Genomic DNA, 25499 nt, shown 5'->3' with positions numbered 1-25499 from the left:
CTAACGCCTTCTTCCAGTCCTCCTTGCAGCTATGTGGCCCACCTTTCTGCCCGGCGGGGCATTTCTTGAGGTCGTCGTTGGCCTGCCCTCGTGCTGGTGGAAGCCGCCTCCGAACGGGTGGTTGGCGGCGTTCATGGCAACGCCTCTTACGGTAGGCCACTTGGTTCCCTTGACCCTGTACTTGTAGTAGCTGTTGCCGGCCTTAAGCAGCGGCTTCTCTATCCTGCCGGCCCCAGCCGGAACCCCTATGGTGGCCCTGCAGTTGCCCGAGATCTCCTTCTCCCTCTTGCTCGGCAGCAGCACCTTCACGGTGTCGCCGGACTTGCTCAGCACTATGGCGTAACTTCCCGCCTGCCTGGCCAGCTTCCCGCCATCGCCAGGCCTGAGCTCTAGGTTGTAGACCAGGGTGCCCTCAGGTATCTTAGAGAGGGGAAGCACGTTGCCAAAAGTTGGCTCTGCATCAGGACCTATCTTTATCTTCTGACCAACGAACATGCCCTCCGCTGCCGGCATCAGGAATTCCTCGCCGTTGGTTAGCACTACCCTTGCAAGGGGCACGTACCTGCCGGGGTCGTGCACTAGCTCCTTAACAACGCCCTCAAGGGTCTTGTCAGAGAGCTGAGGGTATCTCGCTGGACCTGGATGTATGTGGTCCGGGTTCTTAAATGTCAGCGATCCCTTACCTGCCCTCTGCTGCCTTAAGCTCTTTCCCATCCCTTACGCCCTCCTCTGTAGGTGAAGTGGGTAGGTTTTTAAGCAGTTTCGTAAAGTCCAGCACCCTCACCTGCCTGGTCCTGCCCACCTCGTCTATCATGACAGCATGGCCCACCGGCAGGGACTTGAGCTCCTCAGGCTTATCAATGCCGAGCTGCGCCCCCAGCTCCGCGTAGTAGTTGGTGAAGCCGCCAAAGACGAGCTTGTAACCCGTGTTGTCAACTATCGGACGGCCCACGTCCGAGGGCAGCTGAGTCGCGTAGACCACATAGAGGCCCTTGCTCCTGCCCTCCCTCAGGGCGAACTCCATGTGAACTGCGGAGCCCCTGGCAAAGCGCCAGGCCTCGTCTAGGATCATCACGACCCTGCCCTTAAGGTCCCCCTCGCTGGCGCTCAGCGCCATAGAGCTCACGAGCAGCGAGCCGTAGACGTTCCTAACCTCGTTCGGCAGCCTCGTCAGGTCGTAAACCACGAGGCCCTCCGGGTCCAGTCTTCCAACGCAGACCTTAACGTTAGCCCCCTCGCCGGTCTCGCGGCTGCTCTCAAGGAGCTTTGCAGCTATGCCGTCAAGCCTCCTCATAGGAACGCAGTCGTCCTCGCCCGGAGTAACGTAGGAGTCCGCAACCCCCCTAAGCATGGAGGCCAGGTCCCCCTTGGGGTCTATAACAACTACGGCCCTTGGGTCACCGAAGGTCTGGTGCATTGACGTGAGCTGTGAGGCCAGGCCGGAGAGCATCACTGTCTTGCCCCTGCCGGTGGGCCCAAAGACCCCCAGGTGTACCCTAAAGGCGTAGGGCCACCTCAGCACGACCAAGTTGCCCGGCTCATTTATGTCCTCGCCTATTACAACCCCGTCCTCGTCGTTTATGTCCTCCCTGTCGACTATGACCATGTTGTTGCTGCTCTCGCTCAGCCACGTGGGCTCGGCCGAGCCCAACAGCGTGGATATGTCTGAGGCTAAGACCTTCCTAAGCTTCACTTGGGCCTCGGCCTCAACAAGCTCCTTAAAGGCTTCAGCATTTAGCTCGGCCTCCCTATCGCCCTCAGGGACCCAGACTATGAATGAGAAGCCCCCCACGTAAGGCACCTGGGAGTGCAGCACCTCCTTGTACAGGCCCTCGAGGAAGCTCAGCCTCTCCCTGTACTTCACGTGCCTGGTGGCGCTGTAGGCGAAGTCAGCCTTACGTATCTCCTCCTCAAGCTCCTTGAGCAGCGAGCTCTTGCTGACCGAGTACATGCTGCTCAGGAACGTTACCGAGAGCCTTGAGGACCTGGCTAGCTTGGCAAGCCTAAGCGGGAGGTCGCCGCCCTCCCTGGGAACTCCGTCAGCCACATAGGCTATGCCGACCAGCTTCCTGCCGTCAATGTACACGGATGGCCTCTCGCCGCCCTCGTGTTTTATCCCAAGCGACAGCCTGAGCTCCCTCGAGGTCCGCATGTTCCTTATCATAAGCGACACTGTGACAACGGCGACGCCAGCAAGGAATATGTCAAAGGCGTATGATGGATTCAAGGCTCAGAGCACCCTGGGCATTATTCCTCTCCTGCCTCCCAGCAGCCTTGCAAGCGCATACGCTATTGTAGTGAGCGTCGCCATGTACATAAAGGGCACCACCATGTAGTAAACTATGAACTCCTCAACGACGTTAACGGACAAGTAGTTAATGCCAAAGAACTTGGTGGCGTAGTCTATCGTGACGAACTCAGTCACGTTGGCGGCCTGGCACCTGCCGAAGCTGACCGTAGCCGAGAGGTTCAGGGGTCCCTCAAAGTACCACGAGTTCCCGCTTACTCCAAGCCACGTCCAGGTCGAGTGCCCCGGCCTTATGTCAGATGATACGTTGACCTCGCAGCCCTGTGGGGCCCTAACCTCCAGCAGCCCCCCATAGCCAAGGTTTGCCACAACCTTAACGCCATTGGCTGACGGCGTCAAATTAACCTGGCCCGGCTGATTAGTGAAGATTACTACGTCATCGCCAGCTGTATAGATAATGTAAGGGGACCTCAGGGTCACCTGCTGTGAGAAGCTGTAGTTAGACGGGTTAAACGGGTAGGGCTCGAGCAGGGAGCCCACGCCGTCTATTACGTCGTAAGCGTAGACGGGCTGGGAGCTTGGCATTGAGACCATCTGGGGCTGAGGGGACTGGGGGTCATACGCGTAGCCGTCGCCCTCGACCCAGTACTGGGCCACCTTGGTCGCGCTCCCGCTGACGTTAGCATAGAGCTCAAGCACGGAGTCACCTAGGGGCTGACCGCTGGCGGTGTAGATGGCCACCTTTTCATACGTTAACCCTAGGGCAGCCGCGCCTGGCGAGACGCCTATTGAGGGGGAGGACGCTATGGCCGACTCAAACGCCGGCATCACCTGCAGGCCCACGCTAAACGTAACGACAAACGCTATGAACCATGCCCCGGCCTCGCGGCCCAGCCTGAATGGGAGCGCGAAGAGCACGAGGCCCAACAGTGCAATTAGAGTTCCAGCGTACCTAACTATGGCCTCTATGGCCGCGAGCGTCACCATTAAGAGCAGGTCGGCGGTCAGCGCGTCATTGAAGGGGGACACGAGGGCCCTGGCCGCGGAGCCTCCCGGCACGTAGGAGGCCAGCGAGGAGAGGGCCAGGAGCGCCACCTTAACGCTCAGGAGCAGCTCTATTCCATTAGTCAGCCAGGAGTCAAAGTAGGGCCACGAGCCGCCTAGCATGCCAGCCAGGCCCTGGGCGAACTCCATGATTGCAGTAAGCGATATGGCCAGTATGAAGGAGAACATGGAGTCCCTCACTAGGGTGCCTCCCCACCTCTTCACCCCCCTGACCGGTATTGGCAGGGCGTAGATCAGGACCCCAATGTAGAAGGAGAGCAGGGCAAGCTTAACTGCGAGCTGAAAAAGGTAGCCATAGGAGATCATGGTGAGCCTACCACCGCCTTTACGATATAGGTTATGAACGTGAACACAGTACTTCCAAGGGCCAGCCAGAGGGCGGCCCATATGGAGTCCTCAACTAGCCCTGAGCCGGCCCTCTTCAGCCTTGAGAGCGGTATTGGGGCCCCCCTCAAAGTCCACCCTATAGTCCACGTCAAGAGGAAGAGGGCCCAGGCTGCCAGCGTGACCTCCTGGGTGAGCTGCTGTATGAAACTTACCACATCAGCCATTGCCTGGTACCCAGCCTACAGCATAGCCAAAAAATTGCAGGGAGGGGTGGGCGGAGCGAGCGAAAGTGAAGGACCTTAAGGACCTTTGGAAAGGCCTCCCTTGAGCGTCAACAAGGCTTCAGGGGAAGGTTAAAGACTTTAAAATTCACTTATGAACCCCCAAGTGCGGCGGGAGTCTTGTCTGTGAACTACCCTGAGTGGCACTGGATTCATGAATGGAGCACTCCCGGCACATTTCACGCACACGCAGTGAAGAGGGTCTACGCCTTTGGTAAAAGCAAGTATCAGACCTACCTTGTAGTTGAGTTTGAGGACCTAGGAAAGGCGCTCGTTATCGACGGTAAGACCCAGTCGGCCATTATAGATGAGTTTGTTTATCATGAATCCCTTGTTCAGCCTGCCATGATAGCCCACGGGTCCCCCAGGAGCGTCCTCATACTTGGGGGCGGCGAGGGCGCCACAGCGCGCGAGGTCCTTAAGTTTCCCTCGGTAAACAAAGTGATAATGGTTGACATAGATGAGGAGGTGGTTAATGCCTGCAAGGAGCTTCTGCCAGAGTGGCACAGGGGGGCCTTCGACGATCCAAGGTTAAAACTGGTTATAGATGATGCCGAGCACTACGTCACTACTACCGGCGAGAAGTTCGACGTAATAATAGCTGACCTGGTTGATCCAGAGGAGGGGGGCCCGGCATGGAGGCTTTACACTAAGGAGTTCTATGAGCTGCTTAAGTCAAAGCTTAACAAGGGAGGAGTCTTCGTAACTCAGGCCACAAGCCCTGTGCTTACGCCTTCTGTGCATGCAACCATTTACAACACCGTCAGAGCCGCCTTTAAGCACGCAACCTCTTACTACGTCTACATAAGGAGCTTCGAGGGCCTCTGGGGCTTTGTTATGGGTTCTGACAACATAGAGGTGGAGTCCCTGCGCTCCACGAACGACATAGACTCCCGGCTCAGCTCCATGGGGGTCAAGGGCAACAGGTTCTATGACTCCGAGAGTCATCGGTCAATGTTTAACGTACCTAAGAACATAAGGGACTTCCTGGCCTCATGGAATGAGGTCTCGACGCTCAGCCATCCTGTTTACCTGCCGGCCTAATCATTTTTCCTTTTACCGCTCCCCTAGTAATTCGGTCCTTATATAACAAGGTTTTCGGCAACTTAACTAGCCTGCTGCCCCTCAACTAGGATTGCGTTAACAATACCATCCTGGCCTGGCCTTGAGGTGACCCTGGCTAAGCCAGCGGATGTCCTGATTATAGTGCCCTTAGTTATTATGTTCCTCCGCGCGTACTCCCTGTTGGCGGGCGTTGACACGACGGCAAGTATCTTGGCCTTAACGCTCTTGCCGGTCTTGGGGTCATTAACTATCGCCTCAGTCACAGTCCTAAGCGACAGCTTATAGTTGCCCCCCATCACCCTCTTGACCCTGACGTCGCGTGAGTCGCCCAGCACCGTCGGCACAAAGTAGTCGCCCATCGCGTACCTCCTCTTCCTCTTGTGAGGCAGTGACCTGAGGCCGCCGCTGGGCTTCTTAAGGTCCCTGTACTGGTACACGCCCATTGCCTGCACCAGGGGTTAGCATTAGGCTTACACATAAAAGCGTTAATGGCGACGCGGCCCCCCGCCAGAGGGGCAAGGAATATACGTGAGCTCCCTTGCTATGGCCTCTGCCGCCTCTGGGATTACTTTTGAGAGCGTCCTCCTTATCTCCTCCCTGGCGGCTGCCTGATCAAGGTCCCTCGGAGCCCAGCCCACCACCCACAGCAGCGAGTCCAGGTGAGGCGTCGGCACCCCACTCATCAGCGAAACGTCCCTCCAGGCCCTCTGGGCCTCTGCAGGCGACCTAACAAGCTCGTGGTAGTCCCTGGGGCCCCTGACAAGCCCGCTTGTCATAGTGACGCATGCTACCCTGACGTCTATGGGCATTGGAAGGTCAAAGGCTAACGGTCTCATGACGCCTCTGGCCCTCGCAGCGTAGTAGGCCATCTTAACTGAGAACGCCACCGTTTTCCTCTCCTCCTTGGAGCCCAGCGAGGCCGCCACAGAGCTTAGGATGTCCTGCGGCTTCTCAATGACGAGCTCCGGCCGCGACATGAGCCCCTCAAGGACGCCCCTCATGTAAGTTCCTACCTTTCTAACCCTCCTTATCTTGACATCCCTGCCAATCAGGGAGCCAGGACAGTTGCTCAGGAACCATATAACGTTATCGACAGCCTCGTCAACAGTTTTGGGAGTCCCCCTACCGCCTAACATGTCTGAGACGCACCGCCACCACTCCTCACCTCTCATAGTTAACCTGTAGCTTGACAGGGCCACCAGAAGGGCGTAGACGGTGGCTGGCCCCCTTCCCACGCTCTCCGCAAGCCTCTGCATGTCGTCATATTGAGGGTCCAGAACTTCCTCGAGCCTTAGGATGCCGTTTACCCCTGCTCTTGATATTGCTGAGGCTACAGCCCTGACCCTTTCGCTGTCAACCCTGGCTACCACCATGACCAACCCCGCGGCTCCAGGGGCTTTCCCTTAAACTCCACTCCACGCCCCTCCCTGACTTTCCCAACTGCAAAGCATTGTGAACCGCAGAGCTTCAGAAACTCGTCAAGGGAGCTGGCCGGCACTGCCACAGCTAGATTATAGTCTTCCCAGCTCGTGATGCTTTCCTCTGCCGTAAGCAGCCCTTCGAGCTGGGGATCCATGACCACCTCCTCTAATGATATTAGCACGCCGCTGGAGCTAGCTATGTTGTTAAGCGTCACGAGCCACCCATCGCTGTTGTCAGATGAGGCATGGGCATACCTTGAGATGGCCTCAGCCGCGTCAACGTGAGGGCGAGGCCTTACTATCTTCCTTATGACGTCCTCCTCAACGTCCCTGAGCGAGACCTCAGACTTCATAATCTTGTAAGCCAGCGCCCCATACCCAAGGTAGCCAACCTGCACCACAATGTCGCCTGGCATTGCCCCGCTCCTTGTCACAGGCCTGCTAGTGGTACCCACGACGGCCACGTCGATCCACGCATCTGCTGCGGACCTATTGGAATCCGCCTTGTAGACCTTAGCTCCCACGTCGCGGGAGGCCTCGCCAACGCCCTTGGCTACCTCCTCAAGAACGTCAACAGACGTGGCGCCCACGCTGTAAGCTATCGCTATGGGCTTGCCCCCTGACGCTATGATATCGCTGGCTGAGGCCACCGTCGACTTGTAGCCCCAGTCGCTCCAGCTCATGAACGGAAGCCTGCTCATGGAGGCCGCGTAGCCATCTATATTAATAAGAAGACCCTGCGGCCCTGCGGCATCTACGTTGAAAATGTCGGCGTTTCCAGCGAGCTCCGCCAGCCTTCTTAAAATACTCTCCTCGCCCTGCAACTAGTCGCGTCCCAGGGGTTAAGGAAACTAATTCTTATTAACTTTGACACCTCTAACCTGCATGGTGCGTCCCAACGATACCTAGCACCATCGGCATTATACCTGACGGCAACAGGAGGTTCGCTAAGAAGCACCACATCAGCTACTTTCAGGCCTACAGGCAGGGCTATGAGAGGCTGAGGGAGGCCCTGAGGTGGGTTATAGAGGAGGGCGTCAGGAGGGCCGTTGTGTACGTGCTGAGCTATGAGAACTGCACTAGGAGGTCGCCTATAGAGAAGGCCGTCCTTGAGGACCTGCTGGTCAACGGGCTGAGGGATCTGAGGTCTGACCCAATAATTAACGGGGAGAGGATAAGTGTGAGGCTTGTCGGCGACCTCTCCCTTGTGTCCGAGGCCGCTAGGAGGGAGGGGGCAGCGCTCGAGGAGCACACGGCCAGCTATGATGGTGGCTCCCTCCACCTGGGAGTCTGCTACAGCGGCGAGTGGGAGAGGAATGTCATTGCAACTGGAACGGCCTCGCCCTCGCTGGCCGCTGGGGTGCCGCCCATAGATCTGGTGATAAGGACCGGCGGCATGAGGAGGCTCAGCGGCTTCTTCCCGCTGCAGACCAGCTACGCAGAGCTGTACTTCACGGAGACCCTGTGGCCTGAGTTCACAAGGGAGGAGCTGAAGAAAGCCCTCGAGTGGTTTGAGCTGCAAAAAAGGAACTTTGGGGCTTAAGCGGGCTCAAAGTACTGTATGTCTGCTATCGTGCCCTTCCTCTGGTCCTTGGGCTTAAAGACGGGCTTTAGTTCCATTCCAACGTAAACCTTGCCTGGGTCCACATTTACTATGTGTACCATACCGTTTACCGCGTCGTCGGGCTTTATGACGCCGACAACTATGGGCTTCTCGAGCCTGTTGCCGTAGAGGTCCTCATAAACTACGGTGTAGTATTGAAGCCTCCATGGTCCCTTGATCTCAACCAGCGAGCCCTCGCCGAAGTCTGGGCAGAAGGTCTTAGGCGGTACGTATACCGAGCCGTCGCTGCACTTCATCCCAAGTATCCTGCCCTCAACCAGGGCCTTGGCCAGCTCGAGTCCATGAAGGCCTGGAGTATAGACGTATTTGTCTACTTCCTCGCGCTCAGGCCAGAATATCAGGTCGTGAATCCTACCGTGCTTGTCCCAGCTCATGTCCATCACCTCACGGGCTCAAAGCACTCAATATCTAAAATAGACCCTGTCCTCTGCTCGGCGGGCTTCCACCTGGCCTTGACCTTCATGCCTATGGTGCTGTCCTTCTTTGCCTCCTCAGGGTCTATGCAGAGCCTATGGAAGAGCCCTGCGAACTCATAGCTGCCCTCCTTGTAGCCTGGCACGTCAAGCTTTATGACGCCAACCACCTCCGGCTTCTCAAGTCTCTCCCTCCTTACAGATATGTAGCTCACCACTGCGGTCTGCACAGTGCCGGTGTCGGGGACCTCGACCCAGTCAGTCAAAGCTACGTGGCAGTATTCGCAGTAGTCCCTAGGTGGCACGTAGATTCTGCCGCACCTGGGGCACCTGCGTCCAAGTATCTTACCCTCCTTGAGCCCCTGCAGGAACCTTGAGATGGTGGGCCCTGCCGAGAACTCATACTTGGCCTGCGGACTTGACTCCACGAGGCCTAACAACGAGTACATCTCCTTCGCGCTGAGCTTAGTTCCCGGAAGCCTTGCACCCTCCTTCGCGCTCATGCACACCACCTCCACCTCAATTACTCAAAACAATAACGGTTCCAGCCTGCATGAGGTCGCCCCACGCGTTGGCGACGGCCTTGTGAACAGGCTTCTTAACTTGCCTCTTGCCGGCCTCGTACCTCAGCTGCCAGAAGAGTTCGGCCACCTTCATCAGCCCAGCGGCGGCTATTGGATTGCCGACTCCCAGCAGGCCTCCGCTTGGGCTGGTAGGCAGCTCCCCGTCCCTCTCAAAGTACCCTTCCTTGAGCAGCTTCCATGCCTCGCAGGGCCTGGCCAGCATAAGGCCCTCTATGTGGTGTAGCTCCTTGTAGTCAAATGGGTCGTACGGCTCCGCCACGTCTATCTCCTTCCAGGGCCTCTCTATTCCCGCCATCCTGTAAGCCATCCTTGCGGCGTAGTTGAGGTACCTTGGAAATGCCAGCTCCCTGTTCTCCCAGTGCTGGTTGTCGAGCGTGAAGCCTATGCCGTCTATCCACACTGGGGAGTCGGTGACCTGCCTCGCGGTGTTCTCATTGGTGATAACCAGGGCTGCCGCGCCGTCCGTCACAGGCGATATGTCGAGCTCGTTGACCGGCCACACCAGGAGCTCGCTCTTAAGCACGTCGTCGACAGTTATGTTTGCCGCCACCTGCGCCGCGGGGTTGTCGAGCGCGTTGCGCTTGTTCTTGACGCTGACCAGCGCTATGTCCTCCTTCTTGGCGCCGCACTTGGCCATGTACCTCCTCATCTCCATGGCAAATATCCATATCAGGTTAGGCTCAAGGGGCCTGTGAATTATTGGGTCCCATATGTACCTGAAGACGTACTGCGGGTGAGGGTGGGCAGGGCTCATCTTTTCCTCCGCCACCGCCAGGACCGTCCTGCAGAGGCCGCTGGCCGCGTGCCACCACGCCGATACCGGCACGAAGACGCCGGTGCCGCCACCGACGTAAACCCTTGTCATGGGCTTGTTCAGGGCGCCTGAGCCGTCAGCAAGGTACTCACCCTTCATGTGGACGCCGTCGAAGGTGTCCGGCGCTGAGCCTATTACCACGCAGTCTATGTCCCTCAGCGTCAGCCCAGCCTGATCAAGGGCCTGCCTTGCGGCCTCCCAGGCGAGTTCCCTGGGCGTCTCGAGCGCGCGCCTCATGAAAGTGGTTATGCCCGCGCCAACTATCGCAACCCTATCCTTAACGAACAGGTTACTCACCATGTACATCACCCCTCAACGTCTGAGGACAAAACAGCTACGGCGCTCGTGTACGTGGGAACCCCCCTCCACGAGGCCACCACCGCCCTCCTGGCCTCCTTGAGCTGGTGAGCTCCGGCTTCGCCTCTCAGCTGAAGCACGGCCTCAAGGAACCTGGCTAGGCCTGTGGCCTCCAACGAGACGCCCATGGCCAGGCTGCCGCCGCTTGGGTTCAGCGGGAGCCTTCCATCAAAGTCGAACTCCCCGGCCTCCAGCATCTTGTGGGCCTCACCCTCAGGCGACAGCATAAGCTCCTCGGCCGAGAGCAGCTCCATAAAGCTAAACCTGTCCTCTACCTCTGCGAAGCTGACGTCCTTCTGCGGGTCGGAGAGCCCGGCGAGCTTGTAAGCCATCAAGGCGGCGTTTCTCATAGATGGCATCCTTCCCCACTGGTGCCACTCGATGGAGCCGCTCCCTACCTCAGTTGAGTATCCAACGCCGTCGAGCCACACCACCTTATCAGTGAACTTTTTCGCTACGTCCTCGCTCGCCAACACCACAGTTACGGAGGCGTCCGAGAACCCAGCCATCTCATACCTAGTCATCGGGTATACTGCATAAGGCGATGAAAGGACCTCGTCAAGTGATATCCTTGATGAGTAGGGGGCCCTGTCGTTACGGAGGCCGTTGTTTCTGTTCTTAACTGCCACCATAGCTAGGTGCTCCCTTCTAGCTCCGGTCCTGCTCATGTAAGCCTGGGCGTCAAGGCCCGCTATGAAGAACGGGTTACCCGTGCTCAGAGGCCTTATGTGAAGCGGGTCCATCGCAAAGTAATAGATGTCCTGTAAGGTCTTTATCTCGCTGGGCTTTCCGTGGGACTCCACGGCCACCACGTTGGCAAGGCCCGACCTTATTAACATGTAGGCGTGGGCTACCCCCAGCAGGCCGTCACCTGACACCGTGAAGGTAGGCCTTAAAGCTCCACCTATGGGCTCTGGGGCGAACTCGTCAGTTATAGCTATGCCCTCCCACATGTCTTCCTGACAATCTACAAAGACGTCTATGTCCTTCCTTGGATCCACGTCAGCCTCTGCATAGGCCCTGTGGGATGACTCAAACATCATCCCTTGGAAGCTTACCTCGGGCGTTGATGGTCTGAAGCCATAAAAGCCGACGCCTATTACGGCTACTCTTCCATTCCCCATACTAACTCTGCCTATTATAAATGGGGTCCTTCATTAAAATAAAAGCTGTGCTACTTACTGGATACATAATCGGGCCCAGTATTAAGGGTGGGATTGTGACCTATATTTGGACTCCGCCCAGGGACCTCGTGCAGCAGGCCAACGTCACGCACTTCATGGAGTCCCAGAAGATAGAAAGCTATCAAGACCTCGTGAGGCGCAGCGCGTCGGACATCAAGTGGTTCTGGGGCAACGTGCCAGAGTGGCTGGAGCTTGAATGGTTCGCTGAGCCTAGGGATGTCTACGACTCCTCCAGGGGCGTCGAGTGGACCAAGTGGTACATAGGCGGTAAAATAAACGTGAGCTATAACGTCCTCGACAGAATTGTCAAGAGGGGGCTTGGAGACAAGGTAGCTATGACGTGGATAGGCGAGGACTCGAAGGTTGTCAGGTTAACGTATAATGAGATGTTGGACTACGTCAATAGGTTCTCCAACCTGCTAGTGGATCTTGGCGTTGGGAAGGGCGACGTCGTTGCGATATATGCCCCAATAATGCCTGAGAGCGCCATAGCTATGCTGGCCTCCATGAGGGTCGGGGCCATAGCCGCGCCGATATTTAGCGGCTACGCGCCTGAGGCCGTCGCTGAAAGGTTAAGGCTTGGGGAGGCCAAAGTGCTTGTAACCGTTGATGGGTATTACAGGAAAGGGAAGGTAGTGCAGCTCAAGCCCAGCGCTGACGAAGCTGTTAGGCTTTCCGGGCTTAAACCTAAGGTAATAGTGATAAGAAGGCTAAACATAGAGGTTCCCATTAACGAGGAGAGAGACCTGATATTTGACAGGGAGGTACAGTCCAAGAGGCCTACCTTTGAGCCTGCAGAGACCGAAGCCGAGGACCCGGCAATCCTTATGTTCACGAGCGGCACAACCGGAAAGCCTAAGGGGGCAGTAATTAGCCACGCGGGCATGCTGCTCCAGCCCACGAAGGAGCACTACTTCAACCTTGACATAAAGCCCGGCTGGGAGGGGTACAATGACGTCCTCTGGTGGATAACCGACCTGGGCTGGATGATGGGGCCATGGATGGTAGTTGGCTCCCAGTCGCTTGGCGCCTCCCACCTCTCGATAGAGGGGGCCCTTGACTACCCTGCAAGGGACAGGGTTTGGGACATAATAGAGAAGTTTAAGGTGACCCACCTGGGCTTCGCCGCCACTGCGGGCAGACTACTTAAGTCACTTGGCAAGGACGCGTATGAAAACCATGACCTGTCCTCAATCAGGGCCTTTGGCAACACCGGTGAGCCTATTGACGAGGACACCTGGATGTGGGTGGTCAGGGACCTTGGCGAGGAGAGGAGGCCTATGATAAACCTGAGCGGGGGCACTGAGATAATGGGGTGCTTCCTGCTGCCGAGCCCCGTGGTGCCGCTCAAGCCCACTACGCTCTGGGGCCCGGGCCTTGGCATGGACGTTGACGTGTTCGACGATAACGGCACGCCTGTGAGGGGCAAGCCCGGCTACCTGGTCGCCAAGAAGCCTGCCCCAAGCATGACAAGGGGGCTCTGGAAGGACCCCGAGAGGTACATAGAGACCTACTGGTCCAGGTTCCCAGGGGTCTGGTACCATGGGGACTACGCACTTATCGATGAAGACGGCTTCTGGTACATACTTGGAAGGGCTGACGACGTGATAAAGGTGGCCGGCAAGAGGCTGGGCCCGGCCGAGGTCGAAACTATAGTCAACAGCTACCCCAAGGTCGCCGAGAGCGCGTGCATAGGCTACCCGCACCCTGTCAAGGGTGAGGTGGTTGTCTGCTTTGCCATACCTAAGCCGGGCCAGGTGCTTGATGATGTGGACCTGAGCAACATAAGGAGGTTGGTGGCAGAAAAGCTTGGAAAACCCTTTGAGCCGGAGGCCGTGGTGCCCGTTAAGGACCTGCCCAGGACCAGGAGCGGAAAGATAATGAGGAGGATAGTGAGGGACGCCGCTGTTGATAAACAGGTGGAGCAGTCCTCTGTAATTGATAACCCAGAGTCCATAAACTACGTGAAGGAGGCTGCAGCAACGCTGAAGAGGCTTATGAAGTGAACGAGGACCGCTCGGACAATCTAGCCCTCTTCATCGCCTCAGGCCCGAAACCTTTCCTCACGGCGGCCGTTTAGAAGTGCGCGCGGGGCCTTTTAGGCGTGACCTTCGCTGCACTCCAATGCTATCCTCCCGAGGGCGTCAGAGGCCCCCTTCATGAAGTGACCCTTAACCCACGGCTCGAGAAGCCTCAAATACCATGCGAGTTTGACGTTCCATACAGTGATCACCTTGCCTCCTTGAACCTTAGTCGTCACAGTGCCCCTCACCGGGCCCTTAGCGTACTCCACCGTGACGTACTTCTCGGCATCATTTATCAGCACGCTCGCCAGCCCTTTATTTAAGGGCCCAGGGAAGGCAAACCTTATGCTAACATAATACCTATGTCCATCGTAGCTCATCACATTGACTTCCCTGTGCCCCCTCCAGTACCTTGGCATCTGGCTTATGTCAGCCACCGCCTTCCAGGCGCACGCGGGGTCGGAAACTCCCCTAGAGATCATGAACCCTATGGCCACTGCTGCCCCCGCTCTGACTTCTGGAGCCTTTCTTTTTAGAATGTTAGTTAATATAGCAAAGTTTATTAGGCATGCATAGAATACTTGTAATACAGAGGTGACATGTATTATGAGCTCGGAAGGAAACCAGCAGGGGGAGGCCCCAGAAGGCAAAACTCAACAGAGGGAGAAGGTATACACCATAAGGGGGCTTGACCCTGACCTCTACGACAGGTTTACAAAGGTCGCAAAGGAGGTAGGGGTCACCGTTGGAGACCTAATGAATATGGCCATGAGTAACCTACTTGTGACTCTCGAGGCCTCTAAGGACGCAGCTCAGAAGGCCTCATCTAAGGTGTCCAGGATAGCCGAGAAACTTAAGGCCGCCCAGTCAGCCGCTATAAAGACTATGGTTAGCGTGGTTGGTGACTTTGACCTCATAAGTGACATAGACGAACTTACAGTAAGCAAGAACGACCTACTGGCTCTTGATAAACCTGTTGTTTTCTCAAACATCAAGAGGCTGGTGTTCTCGCCCGATGTAGACTGGGACACAATAAATTCAAAGGTGAGGTCCATTAAGGTTGTTAATGAGCTAGTCGTCCCAAAGGGGATACCCATGCTTCAACTCGCCAAGAAGTGCCAGCTCGTCAAGAGGATAGTAGTCCAGGAGTAAGGTTTGACCGCGCACCACTAGCTTTTTCGATTCTCCACGCCTTCAGACCTTTATGGAGACCACCAGATCGTCGGGGTCGACCTTAAGGGTCAGGCTTTCCCCGCTTAAGATCGCATAGCCCTGCTCGTTGAATGGCCTCGAACTGCTCTTAGTGGACAGTGAACCAACGATAGCTACCCTGAAAGCACGTGAGTACCACAGAGCATGGGCATGCCCAGCGACAACAAAAACCCCGGGCCTGTGCAGCCTCATTGCATAAACGCTCAGGACGAGCCTCCTACTGACCCTAGCGGCAAGCCTTGCGGCGAACTTTGTAAAGCTCTCATTGGCCACGTTACCTTGATGTCCATGAACCATGAGCACTCTTCCTCCGAGCGCTGAGTAGAAGTCTACACCCCCTATTCCTAGCGCCTCTTCATTATCTCCTCTCACCAGCGTGACGGGTACAGACCCCTCGTTGCCAACTAACCTCAGGAGCTCTGGCAGAGACGCTGCTAAGTCGACAGAGTCCCCCAGCAGAACCACTGAGTCGTGCTCCTCCTCCAGCGACCACCTTAAGAGCTTCAAGTCAGTGTGAGGGTAATGAACGTCTGCCAGCACTAACGTGGCTTTCAATATGGGTCTCCACAGATGGCCTCGCTTGTTTACAAGTAAAAGCTTAGAGTCCTAACCTCGCCTTTTAAGATTTACTAACCATGGTCCTAACTTAAAAACGCCACAGGCGGGTAACGTCTAAATGGGATTTCGAGTGGAGGCCGTCACTTTAGGCCTTCAGGAAGAACACGTACTAATAGAGCGGTTCACGACGGTCCTCGAGTGGACTAGGACAAGAGTGGAGTCGGGCATAGGCTTAGACGAGGACTTCATCTCATCGCAGCTTAGCTTTCTCAGGGACTTCGTAATTTCGTGCCACTTCGCAAAGGAAGAGCTTTACGTGTTTCCTAAGCTGAGGGCCCTAGGCGACGATATTAAGTCGCTGGAGCTTGAGCTAGAGGAGGATCATAACGCTATCAGGGCGCTCACAGATAAACTTAAGGCCGCCTGGGAGACCGGCGACGTTAGCCTCATTGATGCCGTGCTCGGAGACCTGGTAAAGAGGCTCCTCAGCCACCAGGAGAAGGAGAACAGCGTTGCATTCGCCTACGTTGAAATGTACACCAGCGACAACGAGAAGAGCCAGCTGCTGAATGAGCTAAGGCTGTTTGACGCAAAGCCTGAGTGTAACAAGGCTTCCGTGGAGAGGCAGCTTAATTACATGTTTTCTGTCATGGAGGGCTAGCCGAACCTTGTTGTAGTGCCTAATGTTAACGCTTTTATCTTCCGTGCATCACACATCTGACGCTTCGCAAGCCCTGGAGCGTGGAAGAAATGCAGAGCCTGCTAGTGACCAATGACGATGGCATAGACAGTGCGGGGCTGAGATACCTGGTGGAGGAGCTAGCCTCAAGAGGACTAGAGGTCTATGTTGTAGCGCCGGCCTCACAGGTGAGCGGCGCCAGTAAATCTAACTCCTTCACTGTGAAAGTCGAGAAACGCAAACTTGAAGGAGCTAGGGAGGCGTGGGCCATAGATGGAAGGCCCGCGGACGCCGTGGCCATAGGAATAAAGGCTCTGTTGCCCTCAAGGCCAGTAATGGTTGTCTCAGGGATAAACATTGGCCCTAACATGGGCCTTGTGGACTTCTTCACGAGCGGCACAATAGGGGCGACCATCGAGGCTTCCCTGCTAGGCGTCAAGGCCGTGGCCTCTAGCTATGCAGTGCTACGCGGCCTCAGGGATGAGAAGGATCTAAGAGGGCTCAGGACGGCATCTATGATTACAGCTGATATAGTTGCAAGGCTCGTAGACGTAATTTATGAGCTCACGGATGTAGACATCATAAACCTTAACTTCCCCAGGGGAGAGCCCAAAGGGATAACCATAGCGCCCATAGCCAACATAGCTAACATAGAGATCTACAACGGTGAGGACGGGAACACCTACCACGTGCTCGGCTGGAGAACTGATGACCTAAGCGTAGCTTACTCTGGAGGGGAAGAAGGAAGCGACGTGGACGTTGTCAAGAGAGGCTACGCCTCACTGACACCTATATGTATAAGGTGCCTAAGCGTCGCCACCTACCCTGTGAGCTCCTTAAGTAAGCTCAAGGAGGCCCTCGCGGGCCTCCTGTAGCGCTCTTCAAGTGGCCTCCAAGATTCAAGCTATAGTTTAACAGTCCCACCTGGATGACCAGGGCAGACAGGCCCTGTACACTGCTATTATAAGGGAGGGATCCGCAGCTCCAAGAGACTTAGGCGGGCACCTGTCCCTGCAACTTAGCGTAAGGGTTTTACTGCCCAGCTTTACTTCTATCTTATCCCTACCCAAAAGCCTGATCTCAAAATTTTCATCCTTGATTATTCCATGTTTAAGTTTAGAGCTCAGCAGGCTTACGCCGACGTCCTTGGGCGGCTTTAGCCACATGAGCGAGAGCGACGCCATATCCGCTGCGGCCCTGGCCTCGGCCGTCAGCCCCCTAGCCTTGAAGCTCGCCTCCTCCACGAGGAGCGCTGAGGCTCCAAGTTCTGCAGAGATGAAAGTCAGCATTGCCGCTGAGCCCGCCGTGTCGGCATCCATGAGTTCTACTGCATTGCTGAGCCCTATCATTATAGGCGCGTTAAGTTCCCTGATCGCAGCAAGCCTCTGGAGCGAGCCCCAGAGGCCTGGCACCAGAGGGGGCCTTATAACTGGGTCTAAAATTGGTCTAACGCCCTCGCTAACTAAATGCTCCACATAGCTTCTCGCGAGGTTTATTTCATCGTTACTGCTCGCGGTTATCACGAGGTACTTGCCGCTGGCCCATGAAAGGTCCCTGAGCTGCCACGGCCTAAGGCTCAGAAGCACTTCAAAATCTGAGGAAAACCTGCTCAAAATCTCAGCTCTTGCGTCAAGGCCTAGCGCGATCTTCAAGTCGCTCATCGCCGCCAGGATGTCCTTAAGCATGCCTTCGGCCTTTGCAGTAATGGGCGCCAACACTATTACATCGGCTCCATCAGCAGCCAAGGTCTTAGCCGTGCCCGCTATGTCCTCAATGTTCTCAGAGCCCTTGATCACTACCTCTGATAGAACTCTCACAGGGGGCGGCCTAAGAGGAATAAGCTCATAATTTCTGAGGCTTTCTAAGGCTTCCCTGGCCATGGAGTTCACCAGGTCAGGCCTATACTTTTCAAAGCTGAGGTCCCTGCTGAGATCAAGGTCTCCCTTCTCCAACATCTGAGCTAGGAGCCCCAGACCCTCAGGACCCTTATATACATTAGCTCCAACCAGCCTGGCGCTCCAAGGATAGCTCCCAGGAATTATTATGTAATCGTAGTCCGTTCCCGCGCTCTGAATTATCGTAGCCCTCAGCGCCTCAGGATCTAGGAAAAGGAGGTCCCTGACCTCCAAGAAGTCGACTTTAATGTAATGAGGGACCCTTCTCATTATAACATCCTTAAACTTAGATGCGTCACCTGTAACTACTAGGAGCACCCTCATAGTATCAGCAGCTCCCTCTCCGCTCCCCTGCCCTCCAGGCCCAGCAGGGAGACCTTGAAGCTGGTGCCGTCACCGAGCTCTACTTCATCCATGTCCAGTGCGAGGGCCGCCGCCACCCTGCCTATGGAGTCACCCTTCATTATGCCGCTGCCGCTGGTCCCCGCCACCACCACCAGGCCGCTTGAGTAAGGCTCATATATTACAGGCAGCCCGTCAAAGCTTATGTCATAGTGCCCAGCCCAGGAGGCCTCGGGGTACTTAAGGCCAAGCTGGGGGAAGTAAAGGCTTAACACTGGCAGGATTCCGTAAGTGTAGTACCTCTCTTCGGCCGTTGGGTTTTCATCCCTGGCGAAGGGCCTGCCAAGCTCGTCAGCCATCCCGATCCAGAACGTGCTCTCCGTGGGGTTGGGCCTTATGTAGGCCCCCTTTGGCAGCACTGTAAACGGCATCACCTTCTCGCTGTTAAGGCCCTCCGCGTAAAGCATGGACCTCAGCTCCTGCGTGTCGGCCTTTACTACGAAGATCTGCCGCTTCTTAGGTCTGCTGTATGTGTCTATTCCTATGGGGTTCAGGAGGTCGTTGGCCCAGACGCCCATGGCTGCTATGATCTTCCTTTTAGCCTCCAGAACCCTTCCATCCTCTAGCCTGACGCCGCTGACCCTGGCCTCCTCCCACGGGAACGGCTCACCCTCTATGCCAAGAGGCTTCGCAGGGGAAACCACGAACTCCTTCACCGGGACTCCGAGCTGAAACTCTACGCCCATGGACCTAAGCTTGCTGTAGTAGTAATCTACCAGCTTCTCAGCGTCCAGAACGCCCGCGTACTTAAACAGGTACCCCCTGACTATGTCGCCAGCTCCAACTATTTTGGACTCCTCGCTTCCGCTGACTTCTGTCCTCATGAGCAGCGTCTTGCTAAGTATTTCCGGCTGAAGTTCATCAACGTCGACTCCCAGGGACTCCGCCGCCCTGACCCCCTGCCTTACTATGCTGTCAGAGGTAGCGTCGACTGCAAACAGATAGCCCACCCTCAGCATTCCTAGGCTAAAGCCCTCGTTTTGAACCCTCTCATAGAACGTTATGCTGCCCTTGGCTAACATTAAGTTTACCTTATTTGTGAACGCCGCCCTGAAGGCCGCCGCGCTCTTAGAGGTGTCCCCCGCTCCTACTGAGTCCTCCTTATCAATGACTATTACCGAGGAGTCAGGGCTCATCAGCTTTATGTGGTAAGCGGTCGCAAGCCCAGTTATGCCAGAGCCCACCACTATGTAATCGTACATTTGGCTCCCTCATGTATACATTGTCGAGCAGCGGCTTTTATTAGGTATCTATCGTAAGAAATCCCACAGCTTAACCTTTTGATTTGAGTTAATGAGGCTAACTATTTAGTTTTCCCCTACAATATAGAGCAGGGTAACTATGAGAGAGCTGACAAGAACTAAGGTTATAGCGTGGGCTAAGCAGGCCTCGCGAGACGCTGGCCTCGACCCATCTCAAATAGAGTTCGAGCTACTGAGGCTCCAGGCCAGCAGCCCGCAGGAGCTCTTCACTAAGGCCCTCAGCACCTTCGCGTCATGGAGCCTTCTGGATCCGAGGTGGGAGGAGGCAGCAAGGAGGCTGATCCTTTACAAGATATATGAGGAGAAGGGCTCGGAGGCGCCCGGCAAGCTTGAGGGCATAGAGTCCTGGGCAACGTGGGTTGGCCTGAACTTACTTTATGAGAGGTACCTTGTCAAGCGCAAAGGTTTCGTGGTTGAGACGCCCAACGAGGCGCTTGAGAGGGTAGCATCCTTCGTGGCCGAGGCCGAGCTCAGCCTTGGGGGCTCCCTTGACGCTGCTAGGCAGGAGTTCTACGAAATTATGTCGTCAGGCAGGTTCATGCCAAACAGCCCCACTATAATGAACTCTGGAACTAAGTATCATCAACTGGCGGCGTGCTTCGTGATACCCCTGGAAGACGACATGGACTCCATCTTTTCGGCGCTTAACACCGCCGCCTGGGTCTTCAAGACGGGCGCGGGCGCAGGCTTTGACTTCACTCCCCTCAGGGGAAGAGGATCGCCCTTGTCGTTTGGGGGCACCGCCAGCGGGCCCGTCAGTTTCATGAAGCTCTTTGACGAGGTCGCCGACGTAATCAAGGAAGGAGGTAGAAGAAGGGCTGCCATGATGGGGGTACTTCACGATGTTCATGTAGATTTAGAGGACTTCATAAACTCAAAGCTGTCGGGCGGCCTGGAGAACTTCAATATAAGCGTAGGAGTCCACGACGCCTTCATGATGGCAGCCGCGAGCGACAGCGAGTGGAACCTTTATGACCCAAATGAGTGCCCCCAGCTCGTGGGCCTCCTCAGCGGCGACCTTCCCGACCTCTGGAGAAGGTGCAGCCCCAGGAGGACCGTTAGGGCCAGCTCCCTGCTTGAAGAGGCTGCGAGGGCCGCGTGGGAGACCGGCGACCCAGGCCTGGTGTTCCTTGACACAATAAATCAGCACAACCCGACTCCAAGGCTTGGTAGGATAAGGGCTACAAACCCCTGCGGGGAGACCCCGCTACTGAGCTGGGAGGCCTGTAACTTAGGCTCACTTAACCTCGGACGTTACGTTAAGGATGAGGGCATAGACTGGGAGCTGCTTGAGCACGATATAAGAATTGCGGTTAGGTTCCTGGACGACGTAATAGAGACGTCCTGGTACCCGCGGCCCGAAATAGAGGCGGCGGTCAAACGCACCAGGAAAATAGGGCTTGGAGTTATGGGCTGGGCCGACATGTTGGCTAAACTAAAGATACCCTATGACAGCGACTCAGCGCTATACCTCGCTGATAAGCTTATGGAGTTCATAGCCTACGTCGCCAGGGATGAAAGCAACAGGCTTTCAAGGGAGAGGGGGCCCTACCCTGAGTTTCCAGGAAGCATACACAAGGATGGAAGGTTCAACTTTGAGCCACAGGTCAGCAGCTCACAGATTTATGATGAGTCCAAGGTCTCTGACGCCGTTCACTCGATAGTAAACTCAAGGCCTAAGCTTGACTGGGACAGGGTCAGGTCTGAGATGATGGAGGGCACGAGGAATGCGACTATGACTACAATTGCACCTACGGGAAGCATAAGCATAATAGCTGACGCCAGCAGCAGCATAGAGCCGTTTTACTCACTCATATACATCAGACAGAGCTCCCTCTTCTCATGGGTTGAGCTTAACAGGTTCCTGAGGGACTGGCTTCAGGAGAGCAACAACCTTAACGCGGAAAAGATTAAGGACGTTATAAGGCATGGAGGGTCCGTCAGGGGACTGAGCTGGGTTCCAAGCGACGTCCAGGCAGTTCTCGGCACGGCGCTTGATATAGACTGGAGGTGGCACGTCAGGATGCAGGCGGTCTTTCAGAGATGGGTTGACAACGCTGTCAGCAAGACGGTCAACATGAGAAGGGACGCCACCGTGGATGATGTGAAGGGCGTCTTCATAGAGGCATGGCGGCTTAAGTGTAAGGGCATAACAGTGTTCAGGGACCAAAGCAAGGGAGTCCAGGTGATGAGCGTAAATCAAAATATCGATGCCCTCATCAGGGAGCCGCCAAATCTGAGGATAAGGGTTAAGGCCAAAATGGTGCCTGGCGTTATAAATGTTGAGGGCTCAGCGCTTTCAGCTGTTAGCGAAGAGTACGCTGGAGGATGCCCGACCTGCGACCTCTAAGAGGATGAAGAGGATGACTTGGGCACGGCGACTATAATTCTCCTGTTCTTTGCGCGGACATCTACGGAGCCGTCAGCAATTAGCCTCTTAAGTATCTTCCTGGCCACCGACAGCTTCACGTTAAGCATAGGCGCTAGCTTTGCCGGCGTCACGTAGCCCATCTTGGCTATGTCCCTCTTAGCCCTGTTTATGAGCTCTGGCGTGACGTCAAGAGCGGGCGCCGCTGCCTGGGCCCTGGCCTGCTGCCTTGAACCCTTGGCTCCCTGGGCTTTCCTAGCCTGCTCCTGTCTCCTTGGCTGCTCTGACACTTAGCATCACCCAACCTATGAGCGACTTAGGCTGGTTTAAAAAGGTTGAGCGAGTAGGGGCCTTAGAATGATATTGTCGTGCCCCCTATCTCTCCCCGCCCTCTCTCCTGCTCGCCACCAAGGGTCGATCCTATCTCCCTCAGCCTAGTGAGTATGGGGTTCAGTTGACCCATTTTAAAGTAGTTGTCAAGGGTGTTCCTCATGCTCGAGGTGTGCTCTATGTCAAGCTCCAGGAGCTCCTCAAGTATCTTCACAGTTCTCTCCCACACGTCAACAAGGAGGTCTCTGGGCGCGTTCGTAGTTATGAAGGGGTCCTGGAGCCAGTCGTCAAAGGCCTTTATAGTTCTCATCATGTGGCTGAATGCAAGCCTAGTGTTGACTATAAGCTCAAGCCTGTCAGCCTGCGATATCCTCTTCTCGTTCTCCTTGAAGGTCTGAAGTATGCTCTGCTGCATAACTACCCATCTATCTAGGTTACGCAGGAAGTCTGTTATATCTTGCCTGGACGACACTTTCCGCACCTCTGTGCGAGAAAGGCCTCCAGGCCTATTATTTTAATGCATAAGGACCCTCACGTTAGGTAGCCCTTAACTTAATATAGGACTTCTCCCCCCTTTATTACCACCTGCAGCACCTTCATAGCGCTAATGAAGATAACTATATTAATTTTCACATGTGAATATAGGTGAGGTAACCCTCAATGAAGGGATGGAGTGGCAGGCTGCTGTGGATTGACCTAACAAGGAAGGAGTCGAAGGTCGTCGAGTATCCTGCCGAATGGTCCCTGATGTACCTTGGAGGCAGGGGGCTTGCGGCAAGAATCCTCTGGGAGTACATGAAGCCGGGGGCCGATCCCCTGGGGCCTGACAACCTTCTGATCCTTGCAATAGGGCCCCTCACGGGCCTTCCGGGGCCCAGCACGGGCAAGCTTCAGGTGGCAGCCAAAAGCCCCCTGACAGGAGGCTATGGGGACGGCAACGTTGGGACCACGTTCTCTAACGAGATGAGGAAAGCAGGCCTTGACGCCGTGGTCTTCAGCGGGGTCTCCGACAAACCGGTTGTTGTTGAAATAGAGAACACTAAGGTCAACTTTGAGCCAGCCGACGACCTGTGGGGACTTGACACCTGGACCGCCGAGGAGAGGCTGAGGAAGCGCTACGGTCGCTTTGCTGGCATCGTTGAGATAGGCCCCGCGGGCGAGCGCCTAGTGAAATTTGCAACTATTATAAGCCAGGAGGGCAGGAGCGGCGGAAGGCCGGGAATAGGCGCCGTCATGGGCTCTAAGAAGATCAAGGCTGTAGTCATGAGGGGAAGCGAGAAGTATGAGCTTTATGACAGCAAGGAGTACATGGCTGAAGCTACTAAGGCCCTCATAGAGATAAAGAACAGGCCTGGATACCCGTTCTGGATGCGCCAGGGCACAATGGCCACCATAGACTGGGCCCAGGAGACCAGCGTGCTCCCCACCTACAACTTTGATGAGGGGGTCTTTGACGGCTTTAAGGGGATAGACGGCTACACCATGGAGAGCATGAAGGTGGAGCAGAGGGGCTGCCCTAACTGTAACATGCAGTGCGGCAACGTAGTGCTTGACAGGGCCGGAGTCAAGAGCGAGCTTGACTATGAAAACGTAGCGCTTCTGGGGAGCAACCTGGGCATTGATCACCTGGCGGACGCTGCTTACCTCAACAGGATAGGGGACCAGATGGGCTATGACACGGAGAGCCTCGGAACTACCCTGAGCTGGGCCATAGAGGCCAGCCAGGCAGGGCTCCTAAAGGACTACGACGGCGGGCTGAGGCTTGAGTGGGGCGACGCTAAGACGCTCGCGGACGTGGCGTACCAGATAGCTAACAGGTCGACGCCCCTGGGAGACCTACTCGCTGAGGCCAGCTCTGGCGCGTGCAGGAAGGTCGGAGGCTGCGACTTCTCAATGGACGTCAAGGGGCTTGGTGTGAGCGCTTACGATTGCCACGCGGCCCCGGGCATGGCACTCGCCTTCGCGACGAGCCCCATAGGGGCTCATCACAAGGACGCCTGGGTCATAAGCTGGGAAGTCCAGAACGACAGGTTTGCGTACAGCAAGGAGAAGGCCGCCAAGGTTATAGAGCTGCAGAGGATAAGGGGCGGACTCTTTGAGAGCTTCACCACCTGCAGGCTGCCGTGGGTTGAAGTAGGGCTTAACATAGAGCACTACCCGCTGCTGCTCTACTACTCCACCGGCGTCAAGTATACATGGGACGACCTCTACGCTATAGGCGACCGCGTGTATGCACTGATAAGGGCCATCTGGATAAGGGAGAAGGGCAGCTGGAGCAGGGACTACGACATGCCGCCCGTCAAGTGGTTTAAGAGGCCCCTGACCAAGGGGCCGCTGAGCGGCATGCACTTGGACTATGACAAGTATAACCAGCTGTTAAACTACTACTATGAGCTGAGGGGCTGGGACTACAACGGCGTTCCCACCAAGGCGACCCTTCACAGGCTGGGCCTTGACTTTGTCATACCAGAGCTTGAGAAGTACGTGAAGCTGAGCTAAGGCGGAGGCACGAAGAACCAGAGCTTGCCCCTGTGGTAGTCCCTTATGACGGCCCTGGCGGCCTCCTCCACGTTAGGCTCATGGGTGCTCTTATATATCCACATCCTCTTCGCCGCCAGCTCCTCAAGTATCTTGTAGGGGTCCCTCTCAACTATTCCATAAGCCTCAACGACTGAGTTAGGGTTATACTTCATGGCCCTCTCGAGCAAAAACATCGCAGGCTTTACTGGGTCGTAGAGCTCCTCAGGGCTCTTGCCCCTGATCACGGACTCCAGCTCATCCCCCTCGACAGGTATAGTGCCCGGGGTATCTATGATGTATATGTCACTGGCAACCCTGTAGATGGTGTAGCTCTTGGTATACCCCCAGCTTCCTGGCACCTTGCTCACGGGCGCGCTTTTGTAGCCCTTTAACATGTTTATCAAGCTGGACTTGCCGGTCTTGGGGTAACCCACTACGCAGAATGTCGAGACGCCGGCCTGGGACATCTTTTTGAGCTCAGCCTTCAGGACTCCCTTACCATAGCCTTTGAGGCTTGAGATCAAAACCGCGCTAACATTGTGGGAGCTGAAGTACTCCAACCATGCCCTAGCCACAGACCTAGGTATCAGATCAGACTTGTTAATCACTAGCAAGACCTTCTTATTAAAGGCCCTCGCCATCTCCTCAACTCTGGGGCTTCGCGTGCCCAAGGGGTCCCTTGCGTCTAGGACCTCAAGTATGCCGTCAGACCTTTTTATTATTCTGGCCAGAGAACGCCAATCTGCTAGCTGCACTGCGGCCTTCCCTAAACTGTAGCGCCGAGCAGCAGATTAAGTGCTTATAAACATTTACTGCTATTTATGCATTACATCAGCTCTGGAGGCCATGGCATCACGGCAAGCATC

26 protein-coding genes are annotated in these 25499 nt (G+C 55.7%); 8 read left to right on the top strand and 18 right to left on the bottom strand.

All coding sequences use genetic code 11. The features are described 5' to 3' along the window. The 4 genes from ASAC_RS06455 to cedA1 are packed head-to-tail and all read right to left on the bottom strand — an operon-like array spanning position 1 to position 3864. Positions 1-714: a 50S ribosomal protein L2 gene (locus ASAC_RS06455; RefSeq protein ID WP_013267190.1), complete on the bottom strand. Its 714-nt coding sequence runs from the start codon at positions 712-714 to the stop codon at positions 1-3. Continuing rightward, positions 680-2227: a helicase HerA domain-containing protein gene (locus ASAC_RS06450; protein ID WP_013267189.1), complete on the bottom strand. Its 1548-nt coding sequence runs from the start codon at positions 2225-2227 to the stop codon at positions 680-682. The genes ASAC_RS06455 and ASAC_RS06450 overlap by 35 nt, the downstream gene beginning before the upstream one ends. 3 nt (positions 2228-2230) lie before the next feature. Next, on the bottom strand, positions 2231-3619 hold the full coding sequence (locus ASAC_RS06445) for a hypothetical protein (protein ID WP_013267188.1): 1389 nt from the start codon (positions 3617-3619) through the stop codon (positions 2231-2233). Continuing rightward, positions 3616-3864 (bottom strand): DNA import protein CedA1, encoded by a 249-nt coding sequence (gene cedA1 / locus ASAC_RS06440; RefSeq protein ID WP_013267187.1) that lies wholly within the window; start codon positions 3862-3864, stop codon positions 3616-3618. The genes ASAC_RS06445 and cedA1 overlap by 4 nt, the downstream gene beginning before the upstream one ends. A gap of 183 nt (positions 3865-4047) precedes the next feature. Between cedA1 and speE the strand changes: the two genes are divergently transcribed. Then, positions 4048-4965, top strand: a complete 918-nt coding sequence (gene speE, locus ASAC_RS06435) for a polyamine aminopropyltransferase (RefSeq protein WP_238523651.1) — start codon at positions 4048-4050, stop codon at positions 4963-4965. Positions 4966-5027: 62 nt separating this feature from the next. Here speE and ASAC_RS06430 read toward each other — a convergent pair whose 3' ends face one another. Genes ASAC_RS06430 through ASAC_RS06420 form a run of 3 tightly spaced genes read right to left on the bottom strand, consistent with a single transcriptional unit; the run spans position 5028 to position 7231 of the window. Further along, positions 5028-5429 (bottom strand): 30S ribosomal protein S8e, encoded by a 402-nt coding sequence (locus ASAC_RS06430; RefSeq protein WP_013267185.1) that lies wholly within the window; start codon positions 5427-5429, stop codon positions 5028-5030. A gap of 42 nt (positions 5430-5471) precedes the next feature. Beyond that, positions 5472-6359: an N-glycosylase/DNA lyase gene (locus ASAC_RS06425; protein ID WP_013267184.1), complete on the bottom strand. Its 888-nt coding sequence runs from the start codon at positions 6357-6359 to the stop codon at positions 5472-5474. After that, on the bottom strand, positions 6350-7231 hold the full coding sequence (locus tag ASAC_RS06420; RefSeq protein ID WP_013267183.1) for a thiamine-phosphate kinase: 882 nt from the start codon (positions 7229-7231) through the stop codon (positions 6350-6352). The genes ASAC_RS06425 and ASAC_RS06420 overlap by 10 nt, the downstream gene beginning before the upstream one ends. Before the next feature lie 77 nt (positions 7232-7308). Here ASAC_RS06420 and ASAC_RS06415 point away from each other — a divergent pair, with 77 nt between their 5' ends. After that, positions 7309-7950, top strand: coding sequence for an undecaprenyl diphosphate synthase family protein (locus ASAC_RS06415; RefSeq protein ID WP_083774097.1), 642 nt, complete (start codon positions 7309-7311; stop codon positions 7948-7950). On the opposite strand, the gene ASAC_RS06410 is transcribed toward ASAC_RS06415, so the two are convergent. From ASAC_RS06410 to ASAC_RS06395, 4 genes are read right to left on the bottom strand one after another with little or no spacing between them, the layout of a single operon-like run. Beyond that, a complete protein-coding gene (locus ASAC_RS06410; RefSeq protein WP_148217193.1) occupies positions 7947-8405 on the bottom strand; it encodes a Zn-ribbon domain-containing OB-fold protein in 459 nt (152 codons plus the stop codon). The genes ASAC_RS06415 and ASAC_RS06410 overlap by 4 nt on opposite strands. 5 nt (positions 8406-8410) lie before the next feature. Beyond that, on the bottom strand, positions 8411-8947 hold the full coding sequence (locus tag ASAC_RS06405) for a Zn-ribbon domain-containing OB-fold protein (protein ID WP_013267180.1): 537 nt from the start codon (positions 8945-8947) through the stop codon (positions 8411-8413). Between the two features lie 16 nt (positions 8948-8963). Further along, complete coding sequence (locus tag ASAC_RS06400; RefSeq protein WP_048813029.1) at positions 8964-10142, bottom strand: thiolase domain-containing protein; 1179 nt, start codon at positions 10140-10142, stop codon at positions 8964-8966. Between the two features lie 5 nt (positions 10143-10147). Beyond that, positions 10148-11323, bottom strand: coding sequence for a thiolase domain-containing protein (locus tag ASAC_RS06395; protein ID WP_013267178.1), 1176 nt, complete (start codon positions 11321-11323; stop codon positions 10148-10150). Positions 11324-11418: 95 nt separating this feature from the next. On the opposite strand from ASAC_RS06395, the gene ASAC_RS06390 reads away from it, so the two are divergent. Further along, positions 11419-13389 (top strand): AMP-binding protein, encoded by a 1971-nt coding sequence (locus ASAC_RS06390; RefSeq protein WP_013267177.1) that lies wholly within the window; start codon positions 11419-11421, stop codon positions 13387-13389. A gap of 92 nt (positions 13390-13481) precedes the next feature. On the opposite strand, the gene ASAC_RS06385 is transcribed toward ASAC_RS06390, so the two are convergent. Then, positions 13482-13904, bottom strand: a complete 423-nt coding sequence (locus ASAC_RS06385; RefSeq protein WP_013267176.1) for a hypothetical protein — start codon at positions 13902-13904, stop codon at positions 13482-13484. A 109-nt stretch (positions 13905-14013) separates the two neighbouring features. Between ASAC_RS06385 and ASAC_RS06380 the strand changes: the two genes are divergently transcribed. Further along, entirely contained in the window at positions 14014-14559 is a 546-nt protein-coding gene (locus ASAC_RS06380; RefSeq protein WP_013267175.1) for a hypothetical protein, read from the top strand. 42 nt (positions 14560-14601) lie between these two features. Here ASAC_RS06380 and ASAC_RS06375 read toward each other — a convergent pair whose 3' ends face one another. Further along, the gene (locus ASAC_RS06375) at positions 14602-15174 is read right to left on the bottom strand and encodes a metallophosphoesterase family protein (protein WP_048812869.1); all 573 of its coding nucleotides are present in this window, start codon (positions 15172-15174) and stop codon (positions 14602-14604) included. A 121-nt stretch (positions 15175-15295) separates the two neighbouring features. Between ASAC_RS06375 and ASAC_RS06370 the strand changes: the two genes are divergently transcribed. Continuing rightward, positions 15296-15838: a hemerythrin domain-containing protein gene (locus tag ASAC_RS06370; RefSeq protein WP_083774093.1), complete on the top strand. Its 543-nt coding sequence runs from the start codon at positions 15296-15298 to the stop codon at positions 15836-15838. 89 nt (positions 15839-15927) lie between these two features. Then, positions 15928-16731, top strand: a complete 804-nt coding sequence (gene surE, locus ASAC_RS06365) for a 5'/3'-nucleotidase SurE (protein WP_013267172.1) — start codon at positions 15928-15930, stop codon at positions 16729-16731. Positions 16732-16767: 36 nt separating this feature from the next. On the opposite strand, the gene ASAC_RS06360 is transcribed toward surE, so the two are convergent. Both ASAC_RS06360 and ASAC_RS06355 read right to left on the bottom strand, forming a co-directional pair. Beyond that, positions 16768-18075 carry a dihydropteroate synthase gene (locus ASAC_RS06360; protein ID WP_013267171.1) on the bottom strand — a complete coding sequence of 436 codons (1308 nt, stop codon included), beginning with the start codon at positions 18073-18075 and terminating at the stop codon, positions 16768-16770. Next, the gene (locus ASAC_RS06355) at positions 18072-19355 is read right to left on the bottom strand and encodes an NAD(P)/FAD-dependent oxidoreductase (protein WP_013267170.1); all 1284 of its coding nucleotides are present in this window, start codon (positions 19353-19355) and stop codon (positions 18072-18074) included. Before ASAC_RS06355 ends, ASAC_RS06360 begins: the two co-directional genes overlap by 4 nt. 139 nt (positions 19356-19494) lie before the next feature. Here ASAC_RS06355 and ASAC_RS06350 point away from each other — a divergent pair, with 139 nt between their 5' ends. Further along, positions 19495-21765, top strand: coding sequence for an adenosylcobalamin-dependent ribonucleoside-diphosphate reductase (locus ASAC_RS06350; RefSeq protein WP_013267169.1), 2271 nt, complete (start codon positions 19495-19497; stop codon positions 21763-21765). On the opposite strand, the gene ASAC_RS06345 is transcribed toward ASAC_RS06350, so the two are convergent. Both ASAC_RS06345 and ASAC_RS06340 read right to left on the bottom strand, forming a co-directional pair. Next, the gene (locus tag ASAC_RS06345) at positions 21762-22073 is read right to left on the bottom strand and encodes a hypothetical protein (protein ID WP_013267168.1); all 312 of its coding nucleotides are present in this window, start codon (positions 22071-22073) and stop codon (positions 21762-21764) included. The genes ASAC_RS06350 and ASAC_RS06345 overlap by 4 nt on opposite strands. Before the next feature lie 62 nt (positions 22074-22135). After that, positions 22136-22585: a DUF2153 family protein gene (locus ASAC_RS06340; protein ID WP_083774091.1), complete on the bottom strand. Its 450-nt coding sequence runs from the start codon at positions 22583-22585 to the stop codon at positions 22136-22138. A gap of 188 nt (positions 22586-22773) precedes the next feature. Here ASAC_RS06340 and ASAC_RS06335 point away from each other — a divergent pair, with 188 nt between their 5' ends. Then, positions 22774-24612: an aldehyde ferredoxin oxidoreductase family protein gene (locus ASAC_RS06335; RefSeq protein ID WP_013267166.1), complete on the top strand. Its 1839-nt coding sequence runs from the start codon at positions 22774-22776 to the stop codon at positions 24610-24612. On the opposite strand, the gene ASAC_RS06330 is transcribed toward ASAC_RS06335, so the two are convergent. Further along, complete coding sequence (locus tag ASAC_RS06330) at positions 24609-25388, bottom strand: YlqF/YawG family GTPase (RefSeq protein ID WP_013267165.1); 780 nt, start codon at positions 25386-25388, stop codon at positions 24609-24611. The two genes, ASAC_RS06335 and ASAC_RS06330, sit on opposite strands and share 4 nt — an antisense overlap. Positions 25389-25499: the final 111 nt, after the last annotated feature.

Source organism: Acidilobus saccharovorans 345-15 (assembly GCF_000144915.1).
Taxonomy (GTDB): Archaea; Thermoproteota; Thermoprotei_A; order Sulfolobales; family Acidilobaceae; genus Acidilobus; species Acidilobus saccharovorans.
The sequence above is the reverse complement of the archived record's forward strand: the minus strand, read 5'-3'. Positions and strand labels throughout refer to the sequence as shown.